Annotated in this window: 13 protein-coding genes; 7 read left to right on the top strand and 6 right to left on the bottom strand. The window is 58.0% G+C overall.

Annotated elements, in window-relative coordinates:
• Positions 1-35: 35 nt before the first annotated feature.
• From OHL23_RS23715 to OHL23_RS23695, 5 genes are all read left to right on the top strand, one after another.
• A complete protein-coding gene (locus tag OHL23_RS23715; protein ID WP_263354515.1) occupies positions 36-767 on the top strand; it encodes an FkbM family methyltransferase in 732 nt (243 codons plus the stop codon).
• A gap of 183 nt (positions 768-950) precedes the next feature.
• Positions 951-1,700 (top strand): YebC/PmpR family DNA-binding transcriptional regulator, encoded by a 750-nt coding sequence (locus tag OHL23_RS23710; RefSeq protein WP_263354514.1) that lies wholly within the window; start codon positions 951-953, stop codon positions 1,698-1,700.
• A gap of 237 nt (positions 1,701-1,937) precedes the next feature.
• Complete coding sequence (locus OHL23_RS23705) at positions 1,938-2,702, top strand: acyloxyacyl hydrolase (RefSeq protein WP_263354513.1); 765 nt, start codon at positions 1,938-1,940, stop codon at positions 2,700-2,702.
• Between the two features lie 158 nt (positions 2,703-2,860).
• Positions 2,861-3,778, top strand: a complete 918-nt coding sequence (ftcD, locus tag OHL23_RS23700) for a glutamate formimidoyltransferase (RefSeq protein WP_263354795.1) — start codon at positions 2,861-2,863, stop codon at positions 3,776-3,778.
• A 123-nt stretch (positions 3,779-3,901) separates the two neighbouring features.
• The gene (locus tag OHL23_RS23695) at positions 3,902-4,867 is read left to right on the top strand and encodes a hypothetical protein (RefSeq protein WP_263354512.1); all 966 of its coding nucleotides are present in this window, start codon (positions 3,902-3,904) and stop codon (positions 4,865-4,867) included.
• Between the two features lie 4 nt (positions 4,868-4,871).
• On the opposite strand, the gene OHL23_RS23690 is transcribed toward OHL23_RS23695, so the two are convergent.
• From OHL23_RS23690 to OHL23_RS23675, 4 genes are all read right to left on the bottom strand, one after another.
• Positions 4,872-6,758 carry a sensor domain-containing diguanylate cyclase gene (locus tag OHL23_RS23690; protein WP_263354511.1) on the bottom strand — a complete coding sequence of 629 codons (1,887 nt, stop codon included), beginning with the start codon at positions 6,756-6,758 and terminating at the stop codon, positions 4,872-4,874.
• Between the two features lie 204 nt (positions 6,759-6,962).
• A complete protein-coding gene (locus OHL23_RS23685; RefSeq protein ID WP_263354510.1) occupies positions 6,963-7,331 on the bottom strand; it encodes a hypothetical protein in 369 nt (122 codons plus the stop codon).
• The gene (lpxD, locus tag OHL23_RS23680; RefSeq protein ID WP_263354509.1) at positions 7,328-8,392 is read right to left on the bottom strand and encodes a UDP-3-O-(3-hydroxymyristoyl)glucosamine N-acyltransferase; all 1,065 of its coding nucleotides are present in this window, start codon (positions 8,390-8,392) and stop codon (positions 7,328-7,330) included. Before lpxD ends, OHL23_RS23685 begins: the two co-directional genes overlap by 4 nt.
• A 40-nt stretch (positions 8,393-8,432) precedes the next feature.
• Positions 8,433-8,999 carry a DUF6982 domain-containing protein gene (locus OHL23_RS23675; protein WP_263354508.1) on the bottom strand — a complete coding sequence of 189 codons (567 nt, stop codon included), beginning with the start codon at positions 8,997-8,999 and terminating at the stop codon, positions 8,433-8,435.
• A gap of 194 nt (positions 9,000-9,193) precedes the next feature.
• Here OHL23_RS23675 and OHL23_RS23670 point away from each other — a divergent pair, with 194 nt between their 5' ends.
• Complete coding sequence (locus OHL23_RS23670; RefSeq protein ID WP_263354507.1) at positions 9,194-11,194, top strand: tRNA nucleotidyltransferase/poly(A) polymerase family protein; 2,001 nt, start codon at positions 9,194-9,196, stop codon at positions 11,192-11,194.
• Between the two features lie 506 nt (positions 11,195-11,700).
• On the opposite strand, the gene OHL23_RS23665 is transcribed toward OHL23_RS23670, so the two are convergent.
• Complete coding sequence (locus tag OHL23_RS23665) at positions 11,701-11,892, bottom strand: hypothetical protein (RefSeq protein ID WP_263354506.1); 192 nt, start codon at positions 11,890-11,892, stop codon at positions 11,701-11,703.
• A gap of 210 nt (positions 11,893-12,102) precedes the next feature.
• Here OHL23_RS23665 and dnaE point away from each other — a divergent pair, with 210 nt between their 5' ends.
• The gene (gene dnaE, locus OHL23_RS23660; protein ID WP_263354505.1) at positions 12,103-15,624 is read left to right on the top strand and encodes a DNA polymerase III subunit alpha; all 3,522 of its coding nucleotides are present in this window, start codon (positions 12,103-12,105) and stop codon (positions 15,622-15,624) included.
• A 70-nt stretch (positions 15,625-15,694) separates the two neighbouring features.
• Here dnaE and OHL23_RS23655 read toward each other — a convergent pair whose 3' ends face one another.
• Positions 15,695-17,770, bottom strand: coding sequence for an alkaline phosphatase family protein (locus tag OHL23_RS23655; protein ID WP_263354504.1), 2,076 nt, complete (start codon positions 17,768-17,770; stop codon positions 15,695-15,697).
• Positions 17,771-17,877 lie beyond the last annotated feature (107 nt).

Genomic DNA, 17,877 nt, shown 5'->3' with positions numbered 1-17,877 from the left:
GCATTGAATTTTGGACGCTTGCTCTCCGGGTCAAGATGGCGAGGTTCAGCGCTCACAATGCCAACAAGCCGGTAAATATCCTGGGAATGCGACTGTACGCATCTTCCCTGGCGACGCTGTCATTTCTATTGCAGGAGATTTTTGTTCGCAGGGAATATGCGTTCCTGCCGGAAGGAAACACGCCATTCATTCTGGACTGCGGCAGCAACATAGGAATCTCGATACTGTTCTTTAAGAAGTTGTTCCCGCAGGCGAAGGTCATCGGTTTTGAGCCCGACAAAAGCATGTTTGAGCTGCTTTCGCGTAACGTGTCGGAGAATGGTCTGTCCGATGTTTCTCTCTACAATGTTGCGCTGTCGTCCACGATCGGTGAGGCGACGTTTTTCAGCAATTCGCAACTCCATCTCGCGACTCTGAAGGGTAGCCTCCTGCAGGAGCGGATTGGGGGCGAGACGCAACAGGTGCCGTGTGTCACCTTGTCGAGCTTTATACATGGGCCGGTCGACCTGCTGAAGATTGACATTGAGGGAGCGGAAATGGGCGTAATGCAGGAGGTTGCGGCCTCAGGAGCTCTTAAAGGTGTTCGAGCGATCGTGATGGAATACCACCACCATATTCGGACCGAGGAAAGTCTTTCCGAGATGCTGCGCCTCCTCGAAGATAATTCGTTCCGATACGATCTGAGCGCCGAGTTGCCGCCGAAGCCGTGCCGGTTTCAGGACATCATGCTCCGGGCTTACGGGAAACCGAATACATCGCCGGTTTAGCGGCGAGCATCGGCGTGAGGTGGGCGGGCAGCATGGATCGGGCTACGGAGATTCCCCACATACCCATTTGAAATCAGAGGCTTGAGCCTCCATACCGTGGTCAGTGCTATACTTCTTTGGGTTGGGCGCGCCGGATTCGTCCGTGTGTGCGCCAGCGTACTGTCATCTGCACTGAGGTCTCTCATGTCCGGCCATTCCAAATGGGCCACTATCAAGCACAAAAAAGGCGCGCTGGATGCAAAGCGCGGCAAGATCTTCACCCGCCTGATCAAGGAAATCACCGTAGCGGCCAAGGCCGGCGGAGGCGACCCTGACGGCAATCCACGCCTGCGCAGTGCGATTCTTGCGGCCAAGGCGGAGAATATGCCGCAGGACAACATCAAGCGTGCGATCCAGCGTGGCACCGGCGAACTGGAAGGTGCGTCCTACGAAGAGATTTCCTTCGAAGGCTACGGTCCGGGCGGCGTCGCCGTGATTGTGGATACGCTGACGGACAATCGCAACCGCACGGTCAGCGAGGTTCGATTTGCCTTCTCGAAGAATCATGGAAACCTGGGCGAATCCGGCTCGGTTCGCTTTATGTTTTCGAAGAAGGGCGTCATCGCTGTCGAGAAATCGGAAGCTACTGAAGAGCAATTGATGGATATTGTGCTTGAACACGGCGGCGAGGATGTGAGCGACGAGGGCGATACCTGGGAGATTCTGACGGAACCCGGTTCCTTCGATGCTGTGCTCAACGCAGTCAAGGCGGCCAAGATCCTGACCGTGATGAGTGAAGTCACGATGGTCGCTTCCACCTATACGAAGCTCGAAGGCGCAAATGCCAACCAGATGGTGCGGCTGCTGGATGCGCTCGAAGATCTGGACGACGTGCAGAACGTTTATTCCAACTTCGACATGGATGCCGAGCAGATGGAAGCGGCGGCGAACTAGGGAATCAGGGATCAAAGAACAGGGATCAGGAAAAACTCTTCTAGAGTCGATCAGGCGCTTCTGGATTTCTCTGGATTGTGCCTCAATGCTCGACAATCTATCGCACTCGGGAAACTCATAGATTTGCTGATCGCTGACCCCTGATCCCCGTTCTTTGCCTCCTGGCCCTTTCTGCGAGAATCCTAAGAGAGACAGCCCGATTGGCTGATTATCGTTCTTCCATGGAAAGGGAATCCTTTGTATCGATTCTTCCAATGCACGTTCGCGCTTGGCCTGATACTGGGCTCGGGGTTTGCCGTGGCTGCCGAAACTACTGGTCCTGACGGGTCAGCCGTGTCGGCGTCCGTGGATGCGGTTGCCGGTGCGCCTGCGGCGCAGAGTTCGCCAGCTTCGGGGTTTGAGCCCCTCGCCGCGCGGCGGTGGGAGCTTGGGCCCTTCGTCAACGTGGGCACAGGTGTCGCGCAAAACTCCAGCGACCATTTTTTTGCGGCTGGTTTTCAGGTGGGCAGGAATCTGACGCCGATCATACACGCGGGGCCGCTTTCGGGACGATTTGAATTTGGCGGCAACATCATGCCATTGTGGCAAGCTTATACGCCGTCGCCTTACTCGCAGATGGTACCTGCGGGCGGCACGCAGATTACGCAGAATTTCGGTGGGGGGACGTTTACCGGCGCCAGCATCACTCCGGTGGTCTTTCGCTGGAATTTTGCGACTCGCACGCCCCGGCTGACGCCCTGGTTCCAGGCGGCGGCGGGAGTGGTGTACACGTCGCACAAGTTTCCGCCTACGCTTGAGGTTCCGCAAGGCACTCCCGGTGGCACGTCGGTTTTCAATTTCCGCTCAGGCGGAGGGTTCGGCGTGCATTATTTCACCCGTCCGCGCCGCTCGGTTGATTTCCTGCTCAGCGCGGAGCATATCTCTTCCGCCTCTCTGGGCGACAAGAATCCCGGGATCAACGCCAGCCTTCAGTTCCAATTGGGCTACACTTGGTGGAAATAGCCGCCTGTCATGGGAGGCTTGCGTCAGAGGCTGGCGTTTGGCTGGGCGCGAGAGTCTCTGAATCCCACAGAATTCCTTCCGAAATCTGAACGAGTTGAGTCTTGGCCGAACGCAACCGGAATGGAAAATCGGGGAATGGAAGATCGGGAATGAAAGATATGGATGGACCAATCGTAGCCTGTGTTCCGAACTTCTCCGAGGGCGTGGACGAGGCGTGCGTACGGGCGATTGTCTCGTCTATGCGGGTGGAGGGCGTGCGCTTGCTGGATTGGTCGATGGACTCCGATCACAATCGTTCGGTGGTGACGGTGGCCGGTGCTCCTGCCGCGGTAGTCGAGGCGGCGGTGCGGGCTGTCGGTCAGGCGGCGAAATCGATCAACCTGACGCGTCAGCAGGGAGTGCATCCTCGGATTGGCGCGGCGGATGTGATTCCGTTTGTGCCGGTTTCAGGAATCTCGCTCGATCAGTGCGCGCTTCTTGCGCGGCAGGCAGGTGCCGAGATCTGGCGGCGATTCAGTATTCCGGTTTATTTTTATGAAGCGGCGGCGGCACGGCCGGATCGGGCCAATCTGGAAGATGTGCGCCGGGGCCAGTTCGAGGAGCTTCGCGAGGCGGCGCGACGGGAGCCGAAGCGCCGGCCGGACATCGGCGGACCGGAGCTGCATCCGACGGCAGGAGCGTGTGCGGTGGGCGCGCGGAAATTTCTGGTTGCGTATAACATCTATTTTGATTCGACGGACGTCTCTCTCGTGAGGGCAATCGCCAAGGAGTTACGCGCTTCTTCAGGGGGACTTAAGGGAGTGAAGGCGATGGGAGTGGTGGCGCATGGCCGGGCTCAGCTCTCGATGAATATTACAGATCTGCAAGCTACTCCTGTTTCGGCTGTATATGCGCAGATTTGCCGGCTGGCGACACGACACAAGACCGAGCCGGTTGAGGCTGAGGTGATTGGGTTGTTGCCCCAGATAGCTTATGAGCAGGAAAGTGAGTGGATGCGTCTCTTAACTGAGTTCGATCCGGCAACGAAGGTCTTGGAGCGTCGTTTGGAGGCTCCGCAAGACTGGCCAGAAAGTTAGGCCGTCGATTTTGCGCCTGGATTCAGGCGAAGGTCCGGTAGTTTCCGGATGAAGAGCAAAAAAATCAGAGAGAATCGGAGCGATCTTTGCGGCCGGTTTCGGAGGTTGTGTTTGATGAGTGGAATGAATCGTCTTTTTCTGAATTGTTCTTTGGCAGGCGCCTTGGTGGTTTCCGCAGTATCTGTTCCGGTCACGGCATGGGGGGCGCAGTTGTCGTCGGATGCGCGTTCGGTGATTCCGCACGATGTGCAGCAGATGGTGGTTATTGATTACCACGCCATGCAGAACTCCGATGCGGCGATGGCGCTTCGCGGACAGGTGATGCCGCCGGAACTGAAGCAGCTGGAGGATGCGCTGAAGAAGTCCGGCCTGAACGACAACAACGACCTGGAGCAACTGGCCTTCATTCTGTACCGGACGGGAACTGGCGGGGATGAAGTGCGCACGGTGGGAATCGCGCAGGGGCAGTTTCCGGTGCAGGACGTGCTGGCGAGCTTCCGCAAGAGCAAGGTCAAGGCTACTGTGGTCCGGACGAACAAGATCTACCCGATGGGTAAGACGGGCATGAGCGTTGTCTTTCTTGATGAGTCCACGATGATCTTTGGCGGACTTCAGTCGGTGAAAGAGATTTTGGATGTGCGGGACGGTCTGACGCCCAGCGTGCTCTCGAATGGCCAGGTAATGGATTCGATGAGAACGGTCGAGGGCGAGCCGCTTTGGAGCGTTCTGGACCAGAAGGGAACCCAGATGATGATGAAGCAGGTGCTGGGCGACGCCGGTGGGGTAGCGGACTTCGATACGGTGAAGAAGCGCATGGTGGCGAGCTGGTACACGATGAACTTCCAGCACGGTGTGAAGTTCGATATGTCTGTGGTGACTGGAGACAACTTTGCGGCCGCTACGGTCTCTTCTTTGCTGAATGCGGCGGTGCTCTACAAGAAGATGAGCGGGTCGGATTCCGACAAGCAGGCGCTGGATGAGACGGTCATCAGCTCGAATGCCGGACGGCTGGATGTGCATTTTGCCAGCTCGGATGCGCAGTTCAGCTCGCTGCTGAAGTCTTCGATGTTCCAGAGCATGGTGCGATAAGGCTCTAGTTTTCGTCTGCGCTGCGGATTTTGGGGACTTCCACAATTTGCGGAGCAGGTTCAGGCCGAAACGGGACGCCGGTGACGACGACGCGATTGCGTCCCCGGCCCTTGGCCCGGTAGAGCGCCTGGTCGGCGGATTCGATCAAGTCCTGCTGGGATTTTCCGCGCTGGGGGATGATTGTGGCGCAACCGACGGAGACGGTTACGATGCCGGGTGCGTTGCCCTCGTGGGGCAGACGGCGGTTGCGGACGGCCTGACAGATGTCTTCGGCGACTGCCCTGGCGCCGTTCTCGTCGGTTCCAGGCAATACGACGGCGAACTCTTCGCCGCCGTAGCGGGCTACGAGGTCGCCGGGACGCAGGACGACGTCGAGGGCGGCTTCAGCGATCTGCTTGAGGCAACTGTCACCTCGGACGTGCCCGTAGGTGTCGTTGTATCGCTTGAAGTGGTCGGCATCGATCAGCAGGAGTGAGAGCTTGTCGCCGTCGCGCAGTGCCCTGCGCCATTCGGAAGCGAGGGCTTCATCGAAGCGTCTGCGGTTGGCGATGCCGGTGAGGGCGTCGACGACGACGAGGGACTCCATGGCGCGGTAGGCGGACTGGAGATGTTCCTCGGAGCGCTTTCGCTCGGAGATGTCGCGGACGAGGTTGAGATAACCGATGGGCCGGCCGGTGGCGGGATCTCGGTAGACGCGCAGACTTCCCTCAACCCAGAAATACTCTCCGTCGCGCTTGCGTGCGCGATATTCCAGCGTTCCGCCTTCCGATCCGGCTCTCAATGCGCGCAGGGCGAGATCCACTTCCACTACATCTGCCGGATGGATGAGCTCGCGGGAACGCCGTCCGACGAGATCCTTTGGTTCCCATCCGGTGAGAGCTTTGATTCCGGGAGAAACATAAGTCTGGGTTCCATCCAGATCGCCGAGGATGATCGCGTCGCGCGAGTTGTCGACGACGAGTTTGTGCAAAGCCGCGATCTGGCGCAGTTCTGCCTGGGTCTTGCGGAGGTTTCCGAAGACGATGGATATCGAATAGAGTGTGAACATTGTTGCGGCAAGGAAGAGCTGCAAGATGGCGGTCTTCCATTCCTGTCCGACAGTAGTCGCCAGAGCCAAAGGCCCTTGGCCGCGCACACTGTACCAGCCACCAATGAGGGCGACAATCATGGTAGACAGCGCAGCCCATCCGAGATCGATCTGGGTGAGCACGAGGACGAGGAACGGAATGATGAGAAAGAGGAGCGGGACGCGGCTCTGGCTGAAGACGATCACGGTAACCGCGATGACCATGACCGGATAGATCCACCGTTTGCGCAGAAGATGGGTCTTGCGCATTCGGCTATGCAGAATCGCGACAAAAGTCGGGGTGACAAGGGCGATCCCAAGGCCGTCTCCCATGACCCATTCCAGAAGCGCACCCAGGAAGTCTTCGTGGTGAACGAGATGCTTGAAGATGCTGAATGGGACGCTGGCAATTGCCGGACCGAGCAGACATGCGAATCCTACGAAGCGGAGTAAGTAGCGGCCGTCGGTAAATGTTGGCAGATCGGTGGATTTTCTCTTGAGAAGAAAAGCGCCGATCAAGACTTCCAGCAGATTGAGCGTGTTGTACAGGAGGCTCATTCCGACTGATTCCTGAATGCTCACGCTGCCGACAAACATAGCCGCGAATGCAACCAGGAGGTACATGGGCCATCGCCAGCGAGGAGCGAGGAGAAGGAAAGCCAGAACAAGACCGTTGGCGAGCCAGATGATGTTGGTGCCGGAGTCGGTGCGGTCGAAGGTGCCGACCCACAGAATTGAGAGCAGGACGCTGACGAAGAGTCCCGCAAGCCGCAGGCCGAAGGCATGCACGCGCCACCATCGCTTTTCTGATGCACTGGTTGGCACGAATTCCTCCTGTTCCTTCAGCGGTCACAATGATAGGCGGTCGGTCAGCCTGCTCAATTTCTGTTCAGTTCGATTCCAAGCAGTCCTGATCGAAGAAGAATTTCCCCGGATTGTCTTCTTCACAAAATTGCATCCATTCGGCTGTACCGCTTGTACAGAGCGGTGCGGACAGGAAGTAATTCATTTGGAATCGTTTGATCTCTATTATGAGGCAGGTTGAAGCTTTGGCACGAATTCCACCTTCCCGAGGGGCAGCAAACGAATGGTCAGTTGGCCTTCCTGATGCTCCGCCAGCGTCGTTCCCTGGGCATGAGTGGTTCTTCCATCCCCGGATGTGTATTCGACTTTGACTGGCCCGCTGCCGCGCGTCTGAAAGCGGTAATGCATGGCCGCTCCGGACGCCAGGGTGTTGGTTCCGAAGCTGGCGGAGGGATAATCCACCTCCAATTCGTGGATCGGCTGGCCAGTCTGGTTTTCGATGTTTGCGTCGATCCAATAGCTCCTGCATCCACTTGCGATCAGCGCAAACGCGCCGATAAATAAGATGCACAATCTGGCGCCGGTGCCGTTCAATTGCTGCCTTCTTTCGCGGCTGAATCCATTTTGATTTCCGGCCCCGATGGTCTGCCTTCGAGGGCGGTTCTCTCCAGACGGTTCAAACGCCGTAGTATCTCCGGGAGCCGCTGAAAGGCCGTGACTGCTCGCAGCCAGTGGCGATTTTCAAATGCCGGGGAGCCGGAGAGCATTTTGCCTGCCTGTACATCATGCGAGACGCCCGACTGCGCGGTCAGGATCACGCCATCGCCGAGCGTGCAGTGTCCGGCAACTCCTGCCTGGCCAGCCAGAATAGCATTGGAGCCTACGATCGAGGAGCCGGCAAGACCGGCCTGGGCGCAGACCAGCGTATTTCTTCCCACTTTGGAGCCGTGGCCGATCTGGACGAGGTTGTCGATTTTTACGCCGTCGGCAATTTCGGTGGCTCCGACGGTTGCCCGGTCGATGCAGGCGTTGGCCTGGATGTCGACGTGACTGCCGATGCGCACTGGGCCGGATTGGGGAATCTTCTGCCAGTTTCCCTCGTCGTCCTTGGCAAAGCCGAATCCGTCGGAGCCGACGATTGCGCCGTTTTCGAGGGTGACGTGGTCGTCGAGGGTGCAGCCTTCGCGGACGACGGAGTGGGCATGGGCGAAAAAGTGGTCGCCGACCGAGACGCCGGGGTAAAGCACGACGTGGGGCAGGAGGGTGGCATGATCGCCGATTTGCGTGTGGGGTCCGACGACGACGTAGGCGCCGATATGGGCGTGTTCGCCGATTTGCGCTGTGGGGTCAATGACGGCGGTGGGATGGATTCCCGGCGGGTAGTGGGGCGGCTGGTAGAAGATTCCGAGTGCCTCTGCGAATGCATGGTAGGGATTGGACAGGCGCAGGGTTGGCGTTGCGATTTCGGGAAAATCCGGGTCGACGAGTACGGCGGCGGCTTGTGTGGTCCTGGCAAGACCGGCGTATCTGGGGTTGGAGACGAAGGTTATTTCCGAGGGGCCTGCCTCTTCAATGCCGCGGACTCCGGTGATCTGGACGTTGCCGTCCCCGTGCAAATCCGCACCCAGCCGCGCTGCAAGCTCTGCCAACCTCATGGAAGCGATTGTAAAGGAATTGGGATTGGCCGTTCTGGAGTCACTCGGGCGGCTGGTCGTTGTGTTCTCTTTCAAACAAGCCGGGCTGCAGAGATGGCTTTTCGGAGTGGGTTTGGGAGCGGGTATGAGATGGGTTGATTACGCCGAGGACGATCAGCTCGCGAATAGAGCTTCGAGGCACAAAGACCCGCTGGGTGTTGGAGCGGGTATCGGGCGGGGTCAGGAGCAACCCTGCTCCGTCGACCAGAGAGCGGTCGTTGGCGGCGAGGCCCTCGAGGTCGTCGCCGTCGCGGAGGGTGATTCGGAGCCAAAGTCCGGCGCCTCGCGGACGGCCGGAAAATCTGCGACGCAGCAGCCGTTCGGGGTTGGCCGCGTAATTGCCTGTATCGCCGGCTAGGACTCGAGGCCCTGAAATGGGTACAATGCTGTCGCCGGGATTGAGCTCGCGGACGTAGCAAACCCATTTCACCTGCTCCCAGGCGATTTGCATGAGTTTTCCTGAAATGTCCAGCAGTTCCAGTGCGTCTAATTCTTCGGCGGGATTCGGGGTTGCGTAACCGGCGCACCAATCCCTCGTCAACTTGCGCACGATCACGGGTTTACGCAATGCGCCCACAGGCTGGATTGTCGCACGAGCTGGTACGAACGCCGCAAGGATGTAGCCAAGCTGGTTACGGTGTGATAACGTACTTTGGTTGCAAGCTGGATTGCTACCTTTTCTAAGCTTTGCTGCATCAGATATTTGAACCATTTTGAATTGGGAACGAACCTCAAAAGCAAGACAGGAGCAGTGAACAGGGAATGCCTGACTATATCTATTTGCTGGAAAACCGCTTGTCCGTCGTCCAGCAAAATGCCTTGCGGACTGTACGGGATCTGGCGCGTGAAGCGCAGAAGACCGTTTTCTTGACCGGAGACGCGGTGCGCGACCTGACGTGTGGAAATCCGGTTCGCGATCTGGAAATCGTCGTCCATGGAAACGCGCTCGACCTGAAGTCCGCGCTCGCCGAAGCGGGCGGAAAGATCTGGGGAGAAGAGACGGAATCGCGGACTCTTTACCTTTGTTTTCCAGGCAACGTGCGTCTTGACCTCAGGAGCGCCCGGCGCGCTGAGTTTCCCAAACCGGGCAAGCCGGTGTACCAATGGACCAGCATCCAGGACGATTTGCGTTCGCGGGACTTTACGGTCAATGCGATGGCGATCTCTCTGAACGAGGGCTCCTACGGACTGCTGATGGACCCGGCGAACGGCGTTGCGGATATCGAGACGCGCCATCTCCGGCTGGTCTCCAATTACGGCTTTCTGGATAATCCGGCGCTGCTGATTCGCGCCACGCGCATAAAGGCCAGGCTTGGATTCGAGCTGGAAGAGCGGACACAGACCCGCTATGAGAATGCCAAGGGCGACGAGGTGATTGAGCATCTTTCTGAGCTTGAGCGGTCGCGCGAGCTGGAACAGATTGGCCACGAGGAAGATCCGCTCAAAGTGCTGCAGGCGCTTGAAGCGGAAGGCTGGATGCAGCATCTCTATCCGGCGTGGACGGCAGCCAAGGCGGATGTGGACAAACTGACTGCGCTGCACAACCTGTCGATCGAGTTGCAGGTCCAGGGCGTTCACCCCGATGTCTCCGCGGCCCAGATGCAGCTCTTGACGGCGAAGTTGGCACCGAAGGATCTGGCGGAACTCAAGAGCAAGCTGCTTCGCCCGGGTTTCGTCGAGGAATGGAACCATCTTGACGCGCAGGCGGCCGAGTTTGCGAAGGTGCTGCTGGCCAAGGAGAATTCGGCTCCGTCGGCGACGTATACGCTCTTCACGACGTATGCAGCTGAGGCTGTTCTCTGGCTGGGCTTTACCAGCAAACAGGCCGCGGTGAAAGAGAAGTACGAGAATTTCCTCAAGATCTGGCCACAAGCCCGCCAGAAGGTTCCATACGCGCTGATGGTGGAGATGCGGATTACACCGGAACTGCCGGGCTATGCGGATCTGGTCAAGACGATCTTCTTGCAGCTCATCGATGGCGGATTGACGACGAATGATGAGATTCGCGCGTTGCTTGAGCCGCATTCTCCGCCAGCGCCTCCGCCGCCAGTAACCATCAAGCGCACCAGGGCCAAGAAAGGCGCAGATGCCAAGTCCAAGGCTCAGGCGGATGATGAGGACGAGGAAGATTCGGATGGCATGGGCGACGACGAGGATGAGGAAGACGACGATCTCGACGGTCTTGACCTCGGGGGCGACGATCTCGACCTCTCGATCGGCCTCGACGACGTTCGTTCGCCGCTGCCGGTCGCTGAGGGCGAAGAGGATGATGTCTTCGCGCGAACTTCGGTAGGAGACGAGGATCTCGATACCGAACTGGACCCGGATGTCGACACTGATTCGGATGAAGAAGGCGATTCGGACAGCGGTTCCGAGGACGATGAGCCGCCGCCTTCGGGCCGCAAGGGGGCCAAGAAGAAGACCGCCGGGAGACGCGTTTCTGCATTCTCTGAGTCCGAACTGGACTCGTCTACGGCTGCGGGGGCTGGATTGAAGGCCCTCGCGCTGAAACTGGACCTGGAAGAGCCGAGCGATCCGGCGGATCTGGACGAAGCCGATCCGGTTTTTGACCTGGAGGAGGACGAGCCCGTGAGGACGCCGAAGAGTCCGATCAAGGCTGTGCCGGCTGCGGCGGCCAAGAAGTATGCGGCTGCGGCGAAATCACCGGCTGCGCCCGCGAAAGGCAAGCCGTCTGTGAAGACGGCTGCCCCCGCGGGAAAACCGGCGAAGGCAGCGCCTGTTAAGGGAGCCAAGAAACATTAAGTTTTCCCGAGTAAACAGGAGTGAGTCTCCGGAACCGGTTCTCTATAGCGAAGGGCTTTCCTCGCTGCCCGGCTTTACCGTGGGCCGCGGGATTGTGCCTGTATAAACTTCTCCCATCGAACTCCTGAGAGCACGGGTATAACGCTTGCGGCTGAAAAAAAACTTCTGGCAACTGAGACACTCCCAGGGGAAGCGTCCAAGAAAGTACATCAGGCGATGACTGAGAGACTTCTTTCTCGCGATGCGCCGCGTGGAAGTCGAATCGCATTTCGGACAGTTGGGTGCCATTTATATTCCTTACCCTTTTCAAGAGCGCGCATCTTGGCCCAATTTTGCGGGCGCTGCGACTACCTGAGTGATTGGAATCGCTCGTCAAATAGACGATGAAGTTGCCAAGCGGGTTGCAATTTCAAGGGAAATAATCCTCTCTAAAGATTTGAATTTACTAATGTTGGCGGAGCGCGGGGACTTGTTAGGAATCTGCAGGGTGCAGAGAGCGGAGACGATCAGGAGCGTTTGGGGAACCGGCCAGCCCAAAGCAGGACCCCCAAGCCTACGATGGCTGTGGCCCCTCCGCGATATGCCCATCGGATCTGGCCGGTCATGAAGCTGCCCGGCAGTATGTTGACTCCCTGCAGGATCCAGACAATTCCTATGCCTAACAGCAGAAATCCAAGAATTCGCAAGCCATATCGCATCGTTTCCCCTTCCGCACCGCCTGGGATTCATCGCGAATCATATCCGATATCCGGTGCGATAACCGGGATTTTCTTTTGACTTCTGCCTGCCGTTGTCGCGGGTTTTGTACCGGCTTTTCCTCATTACGGCGCGAGGACCGCAAGTCGCGGTTCGGCACAAACGCCTAAAATGAAGCCTGACTGTGACGGACCAGATTGTGACAAAAAAGCATGGCTGAATTTACTCATCTTCATCTGCATACGGATTACTCTCTGCTCGACGGCGCGTGCGACGTTGACAAGCTCGTTTCGCGTGTCGAATCGATTGGCCAGAAGTCGGTGGCGATGACCGATCATGGGAATATTTATGGCGCGGTGCACTTCTTCGATGCCGCCAAGAAGAAAGGCATCAAGCCGATTCTGGGCTGTGAGTTGTACGTCTGCAAGAATGAAGACCATCGCGCGGACCCGAGTGGCGACAAGTACAACCATCTGCTGGTGCTGGCGCAGAACGAAGAGGGTTACCGCAACCTGATTCGCATCACGTCGGAAGCTTCGGTGCATGGCTTCTACAAGAAGCCGCGGGTGAGCAAGCAGTATCTCGCCTCGCACTCCAACGGGCTGATTGGGTTTTCGGGCTGTCTTTCGGGTGAGCTTTCGGAGCAGTTGATCAAAGGAGACTACGACGCGGCTCGCGCGACTGCGCTGCAGTATCAGGATATCTTCGGGCGCGGCAATTTCTACCTTGAGATTCAGGATCAGGGGCTGGAGCTGGAGAAGCGCATTCATGCGGATCTATTCAAGCTGGAGCGCGAGCTGGATATTCCGCTGGTGGCCACGAACGATTCGCACTATCTCTGCGAGGACGACCACAAATCTCACGACGTGATGCTGTGCGTGCAGACAGGAGCGAAGGTTCAGGATCGCGAGCGGTTCCGCTTCGATGCCGATCAGTTCTACGTCAAGACCGCCGACGAGATGCTGCGTCTCTTTCCGGATTCGCCGGCGCTGATTCAGCGGACGCAGGAGATTGCGGAACGTTGCAATCTGAAGCTGAACAAGGTCGATAATCCCTTCCCGGAGTTTGCTGTTCCGGAGGGGCACACGATCGACAGCTACTTCGAGGAGATCTGCCGCGATGGTTATCGCAAGCGGCTCGCGACGGCGATCCGTCAGCTTGAGTCGCGGGGGCAGTTGCGGCATCCGCTGCATGAGTACGAGGCGCGCCTTGAACGCGAGATCGGCATCATCAAGCAGATGAAGTACTCGGGCTATTTCCTGATTGTCTGGGACTTCATTCGCTATGCGCGGGAGCAGGGGATTCCGGTTGGTCCAGGCCGTGGTTCGGCGGCTGGCTCGCTGGTGGCGTATGTGATGGAGATTACCAATGTCGATCCGCTGCAGAATGCGCTGCTCTTTGAGCGGTTTCTGAATCCGGAGCGCGTGTCGATGCCCGATATCGACGTGGATTTCTGCATGAACCGGCGCGGCGAGGTGATCGAGTATGTGACGCGCAAGTATGGGCGCGAGCAGGTGGCGCAGATCATCACCTTCAACACGATGGCTGCGAAAGCTGCAATCAAGGACTGCGGCCGCGCCATGGATATGCCCTACGGCGACGTGGACCGCATCGCCAAACTGATTCCGTCGACGATCGGCATCACCATCGACAAGGCGTTGGAGGAGCAGCCGGAGCTGGCAAAGGTCTATGACTCCGATGTCCAGATTCGCGAGTTGATCGATACGGCCAAGAGGCTTGAGGGGCTGGTGCGTGGTTCCGGAGTTCATGCGGCGGGCGTTGTGATCGCGCCGCGACCGTTGACGGAACTGGTGCCCATCGCGAAGACAAAGAACGACGAAATTGTGACCGCTTACGATATGTTCGCGATCGACAAGATGGGCTTGCTCAAGATGGACTTCCTGGGCTTGACGACGCTGACGGTGATCACCGATGCGTTGAAGCTCATTGAGGAGAATCGCGGCGAGCGGCTGGATATCGATGCCATTGAGCTGGACGATAAGGCTACTTACGAAAAGGTATTTCATCGTGCGCTGACTTCCGGCGTATTTCAGTTTGAGTCGGGTGGGATGCGCGACGTGTTGCGGCGGTACAAGCCGGAGTCGATTGAGGACCTGACCGCGCTCAACGCGCTGTATCGTCCGGGGCCGATCCAGGGCGGTATGATCGATGACTTCATCGAGCGCAAGTGGGGACGGCGCAAGGTTGAGTACATGCTGCCGCAGCAAGAGCCGCTGCTCAAGGAGACGCTGGGCGTTATCGTCTACCAGGAGCAGGTGATGCAGATCGCGAACGTGCTGGCGAGCTATTCGCTTGGCGAAGCCGATCTGCTGCGCAGGGCGATGGGTAAGAAAGATCCGGCTGAGATGGCCAAGCAGCGCAATCGTTTCATGGAGGGCGCGGCTGGTCTGGGACTGCCGAAGGAGCCGGCGGGCGAGATCTTTGACCAGATGGAGAAGTTTGCGGGATACGGCTTCAATAAGTCGCACTCGGCGGCTTATGCGTTGCTGGCTTATCAGACGGCCTATCTGAAGACGCATTATCCGGTGGAGTTCATGGCTGCGCTGCTATCTTCGGAAATTTCAAAGCCTGAGAATGTGGTCAAGTACATTCAGGAGTGCCGCGAGATGGGCATCAGCGTCGAGCCGCCAGATGTGCGGCTTTCCGGCGCGCAGTTCACGCCCAGCGGCGATGTGATTCGCTTTGGACTGACGGCGATCAAGAACGTCGGCGGCAATGCGATTGAGTCGATCTTGTCGGTGAGACGGGAACTAGAAGCGAAGGGAAGTACCTTCACCACATTCTGGGAGTTCTGCGAGAAGGTCGATCTGCGGCTGCTGAACAAGAGGGTTCTTGAATCGCTGATCAAGGCTGGCGCGCTGGATTCAATGGGTACGCGGGCGCAGCTTTTTGCGGTCATCGACCGGGCGATTGAGCGCGGCCAGAAGGCGCAGAAGGATGCCGAGCAGGGGCAGCATGGGTTGTTTGGGCTGTTCAACGAAGCACCCGCAAAGGGCGGCAATGGAAGCGATCTGCCGCATGTGGCGGATTGGGAAGAAAAAGCTCGGCTGGACGGGGAAAAAGAGGTGCTGGGCTTCTTTGTCTCGGGGCATCCGCTGGACAAGTATGCGGAAAAGCTGCGCAATCTGACCAATGTTGTCGATACGGCGACTGCGCTGGAGATGAAGCCGCCTCCGCCGCCGAAGTGGGGGCAGCAGCGCGATCCTTCGAGTGAAATCTCCATTGCAGGGGTACTGGTCGGGATGCGTGCGGCCAAGAGCAAGCGCAACGACAAGATGTATGCGCAGGGCCAGCTTGAAGATGCGACAGGAAAGATCGATGTGATCTGTTTTGCCAAGGACTACGAGCGGCTTTCCGAGCAGCTTAAGACCGAAGCGGCGGTCTTGCTGCGCGGGGCGCTCATCGGCGAGGAGGACTCTGCTCCCAAGCTGGCGATCAGCGGGTTACAGCCGCTGGATGAGGTGCAGATCCGGCTGCCTTCGGGTGTTCGGCTGCGGATGAATCTGGATATTGCCAGCGATGAGATATTTGCGGTGCTGCGGGCGAAGATCGATGCTGCTCCGGGACCGGGCAAGGTGATGATGCATCTGCAGAAGAAGGGGCAGTATGAGGTGGTTCTGGAGCCTGCAGGGGTTTCCGTGGCTGCGGATCGGGGCTGGGTTGAGTCGATTGAGGAGCTGCTGGGGCGGGGTGCGGTGCAGGTATTGAGTTAGTTGCCAGCAAAACAAAAAGAGCCGGTCAGCGATGTGATGCTGACCGGCTGAGCTATTTCTTTCCTCGTCCTTACCGGGAGTGGTGGAAATCGAACAGACCGAATAGGTCGTCGATAGCTGGTGAGTTGACCGGAACGTAAGGATTACCGGGCGTTGCGATTGGGTTGGGGAAGTTATCGCGGCTGCGATGGGTGATGGTTGGAAGTCCCCAGTTAGCTTCGATGAACTTGTCTATCGAGACGTGGTCGGCATACGCGTGGTCGATGTGGCCTTGCTTTACGAAGGAAGAAACGACGAGCAGGGGAATACGGGTACCGTCGCCGAAGAAGTCCAGGGGCTGCACGTATCCGGAGTCATAGTAGCCGCCGCCTTCATCGAAGGTGATGAAGATCGCGGTGGTGGACCAGAGATCCGGATTTGCCTTAACCCCTTCCACGATCTTCTTCACGAAGGATTCGAAGAGGTTCAGTTTTGATGAAGACGGGTGGCCATCGACAAGTCCGCTGGGCTTGACGATGGAGACGGCGGGCAGGATTCCGGCTGCGATTTCGTCATACAGAACCGCAGTGTCCTGAATGTGCGCATTGCGGATGTTGGGATTCTTCATGATCGACGTGTCGTACTGGAAGGGATTGCAGATATTGCAATATTCATCCGTATTTGCGCCGATCGCGCCGTAGTTGAGCTGATAGGGGTCCGGAACGTAGTTGTTCCACTGATCGCCGTAGTATACCCAGGACATGCCGGCTTTGTTCATATCGTCGCCGATGCTCGGAACGGCTGAGGGAGGGATGGTGAACACTGTGTTGTTTGCGTTGGTGTCGGTATAGGCGTTGGCGCCGTTGCCGAAGTAGCCGGGGTTGTAGTTGTTCAGCAGGTAGTAGTGGCCTGCCTGGCAACGCGGATCGATGTTGATCTTTTCAAGATAGTCCACGATGGGGGCGACGCCGGGTTGGGCTTTATCCGAGCAGTTGGAGTAGGAACCGCCACCATACGATGCCGATCCGAAAGAGCCGCCGCCGTAGCCGTCTTCGGTGTACCAGTTGTTGGTGCCCTTGGCGGGATTGGGGTTCTCGACTTCGTCAACGACGCCTGCGTTTGCAGTGCCAGGGTCAACCTTAACTTTGTGCGGAGGCTCAACGGCTTTGCCGTCGGCGTTGGTGAAGTAGATGGCATCGCCGTGACCGAACATGATGTGATTGGCGCCGGTTCCGCCATCAACGGATTGATGGAAGTTGTCGCTCATCGCATAGGTGTCTGCGAGGTATTTAAAGTAGGGAGCGTCGCCCTTCTGTACGTTGTAGAAGCCCATCGCGGTGGAACCTTCGCCGGTAGTCGTGGCGGTTGGCGAGTATTCCGTGCTGAAGTCTGCGGGCTGCGCAAGGCCGTTGGTGCCTGCGCCGACCGTCGTTTCTACCCAGGGAAAGAGCCTCGCGTCGCAACCGGAGGGGTTTTTCTCTGTTGCGTGGCTGAGGTCGCAATCAAGCTGCTGCCACATTTGGTAGAAGCGGTGAACCGGGCTGGCAGCGTATGCATTGTAGTCGAATGCCTTGTCATTGGTTAGCTGGAACGGTCCAGCGGGTAGCGAGTCCACATCCGTGATGCGCGTGTCGGGGGTCTTTGAGGTCAGACCCGTGCCGCCCGAGATGAGCTCGTTATAGCCCTCTGGCGTGAGGCCGTTTTCAGACTGTTGTGCCAGCGTGAGGCTGTCGCCGGGGATATAGGAGTCTTTCGCGCCGCCAACCAGAGGGGCTGGAAGAAAACCACCGGGGAAGGACGATTTGCTCGGGCTCAGCAGGAACCCATCGGGCTTCTCATCGTTGGCTGCTTTTTGCTCGGCCTTCCAGAAGTTCGGGCCGGGCTTTCCGTCGGCGTCCACAATTCCTTCCGAGAGCAAATTGTGCACATGCTCCCTGGGGTTCTTGGGAACGTAGGTGGCGAAGACGTGGTCGAAGCTGCGGTTTTCGCCGATGATCACGATGACGTGCTTGATCGGAGTTGCAGTTTCCCCGTCACGGTCACGAGACTTGGATTGCGGCGTTTCGGCGGCGAAAGCATTGCCCACTGCGAGCTGGAATATCGCTGCGGATACCAGCCCCGTCCTCACCGCCCGCGCGGCTGCAATTGTGAATTGTCGTGCAGTCATTCATTTCCCTCCAGACGCCGAGGTTTAGCCCCGACTGCACGAAAACTAGATGGTAAAAATTACAGCCGCACGCGAATTTCTTTAACAGACGATCAATTTTTCCGGTA

It is taken from the genome of Acidicapsa acidisoli (assembly GCF_025685625.1).
GTDB lineage: Bacteria > Acidobacteriota > Terriglobia > Terriglobales > Acidobacteriaceae > Acidicapsa > Acidicapsa acidisoli.
The sequence above is the reverse complement of the archived record's forward strand: the minus strand, read 5'-3'. Positions and strand labels throughout refer to the sequence as shown.

Bases quoted from the DNA above. Each gene is read 5' to 3' on its own strand.
- OHL23_RS23715 (WP_263354515.1), top strand. From the start codon at position 36: ATGGCGAGGTTCAGCGCTCACAATGCCAACAAGCCGGTAAATATCCTG.
- OHL23_RS23710 (WP_263354514.1), top strand. From the start codon at position 951: ATGTCCGGCCATTCCAAATGGGCCACTATCAAGCACAAAAAAGGCGCG.
- ftcD (WP_263354795.1), top strand. From the start codon at position 2,861: ATGGATGGACCAATCGTAGCCTGTGTTCCGAACTTCTCCGAGGGCGTG.
- OHL23_RS23695 (WP_263354512.1), top strand. From the start codon at position 3,902: ATGAATCGTCTTTTTCTGAATTGTTCTTTGGCAGGCGCCTTGGTGGTT.
- lpxD (WP_263354509.1), bottom strand. From the start codon at position 8,392: ATGAGGTTGGCAGAGCTTGCAGCGCGGCTGGGTGCGGATTTGCACGGG.
- OHL23_RS23670 (WP_263354507.1), top strand. From the start codon at position 9,194: ATGCCTGACTATATCTATTTGCTGGAAAACCGCTTGTCCGTCGTCCAG.
- OHL23_RS23665 (WP_263354506.1), bottom strand. From the start codon at position 11,892: ATGCGATATGGCTTGCGAATTCTTGGATTTCTGCTGTTAGGCATAGGA.
- dnaE (WP_263354505.1), top strand. From the start codon at position 12,103: ATGGCTGAATTTACTCATCTTCATCTGCATACGGATTACTCTCTGCTC.
- OHL23_RS23655 (WP_263354504.1), bottom strand. From the start codon at position 17,770: ATGACTGCACGACAATTCACAATTGCAGCCGCGCGGGCGGTGAGGACG.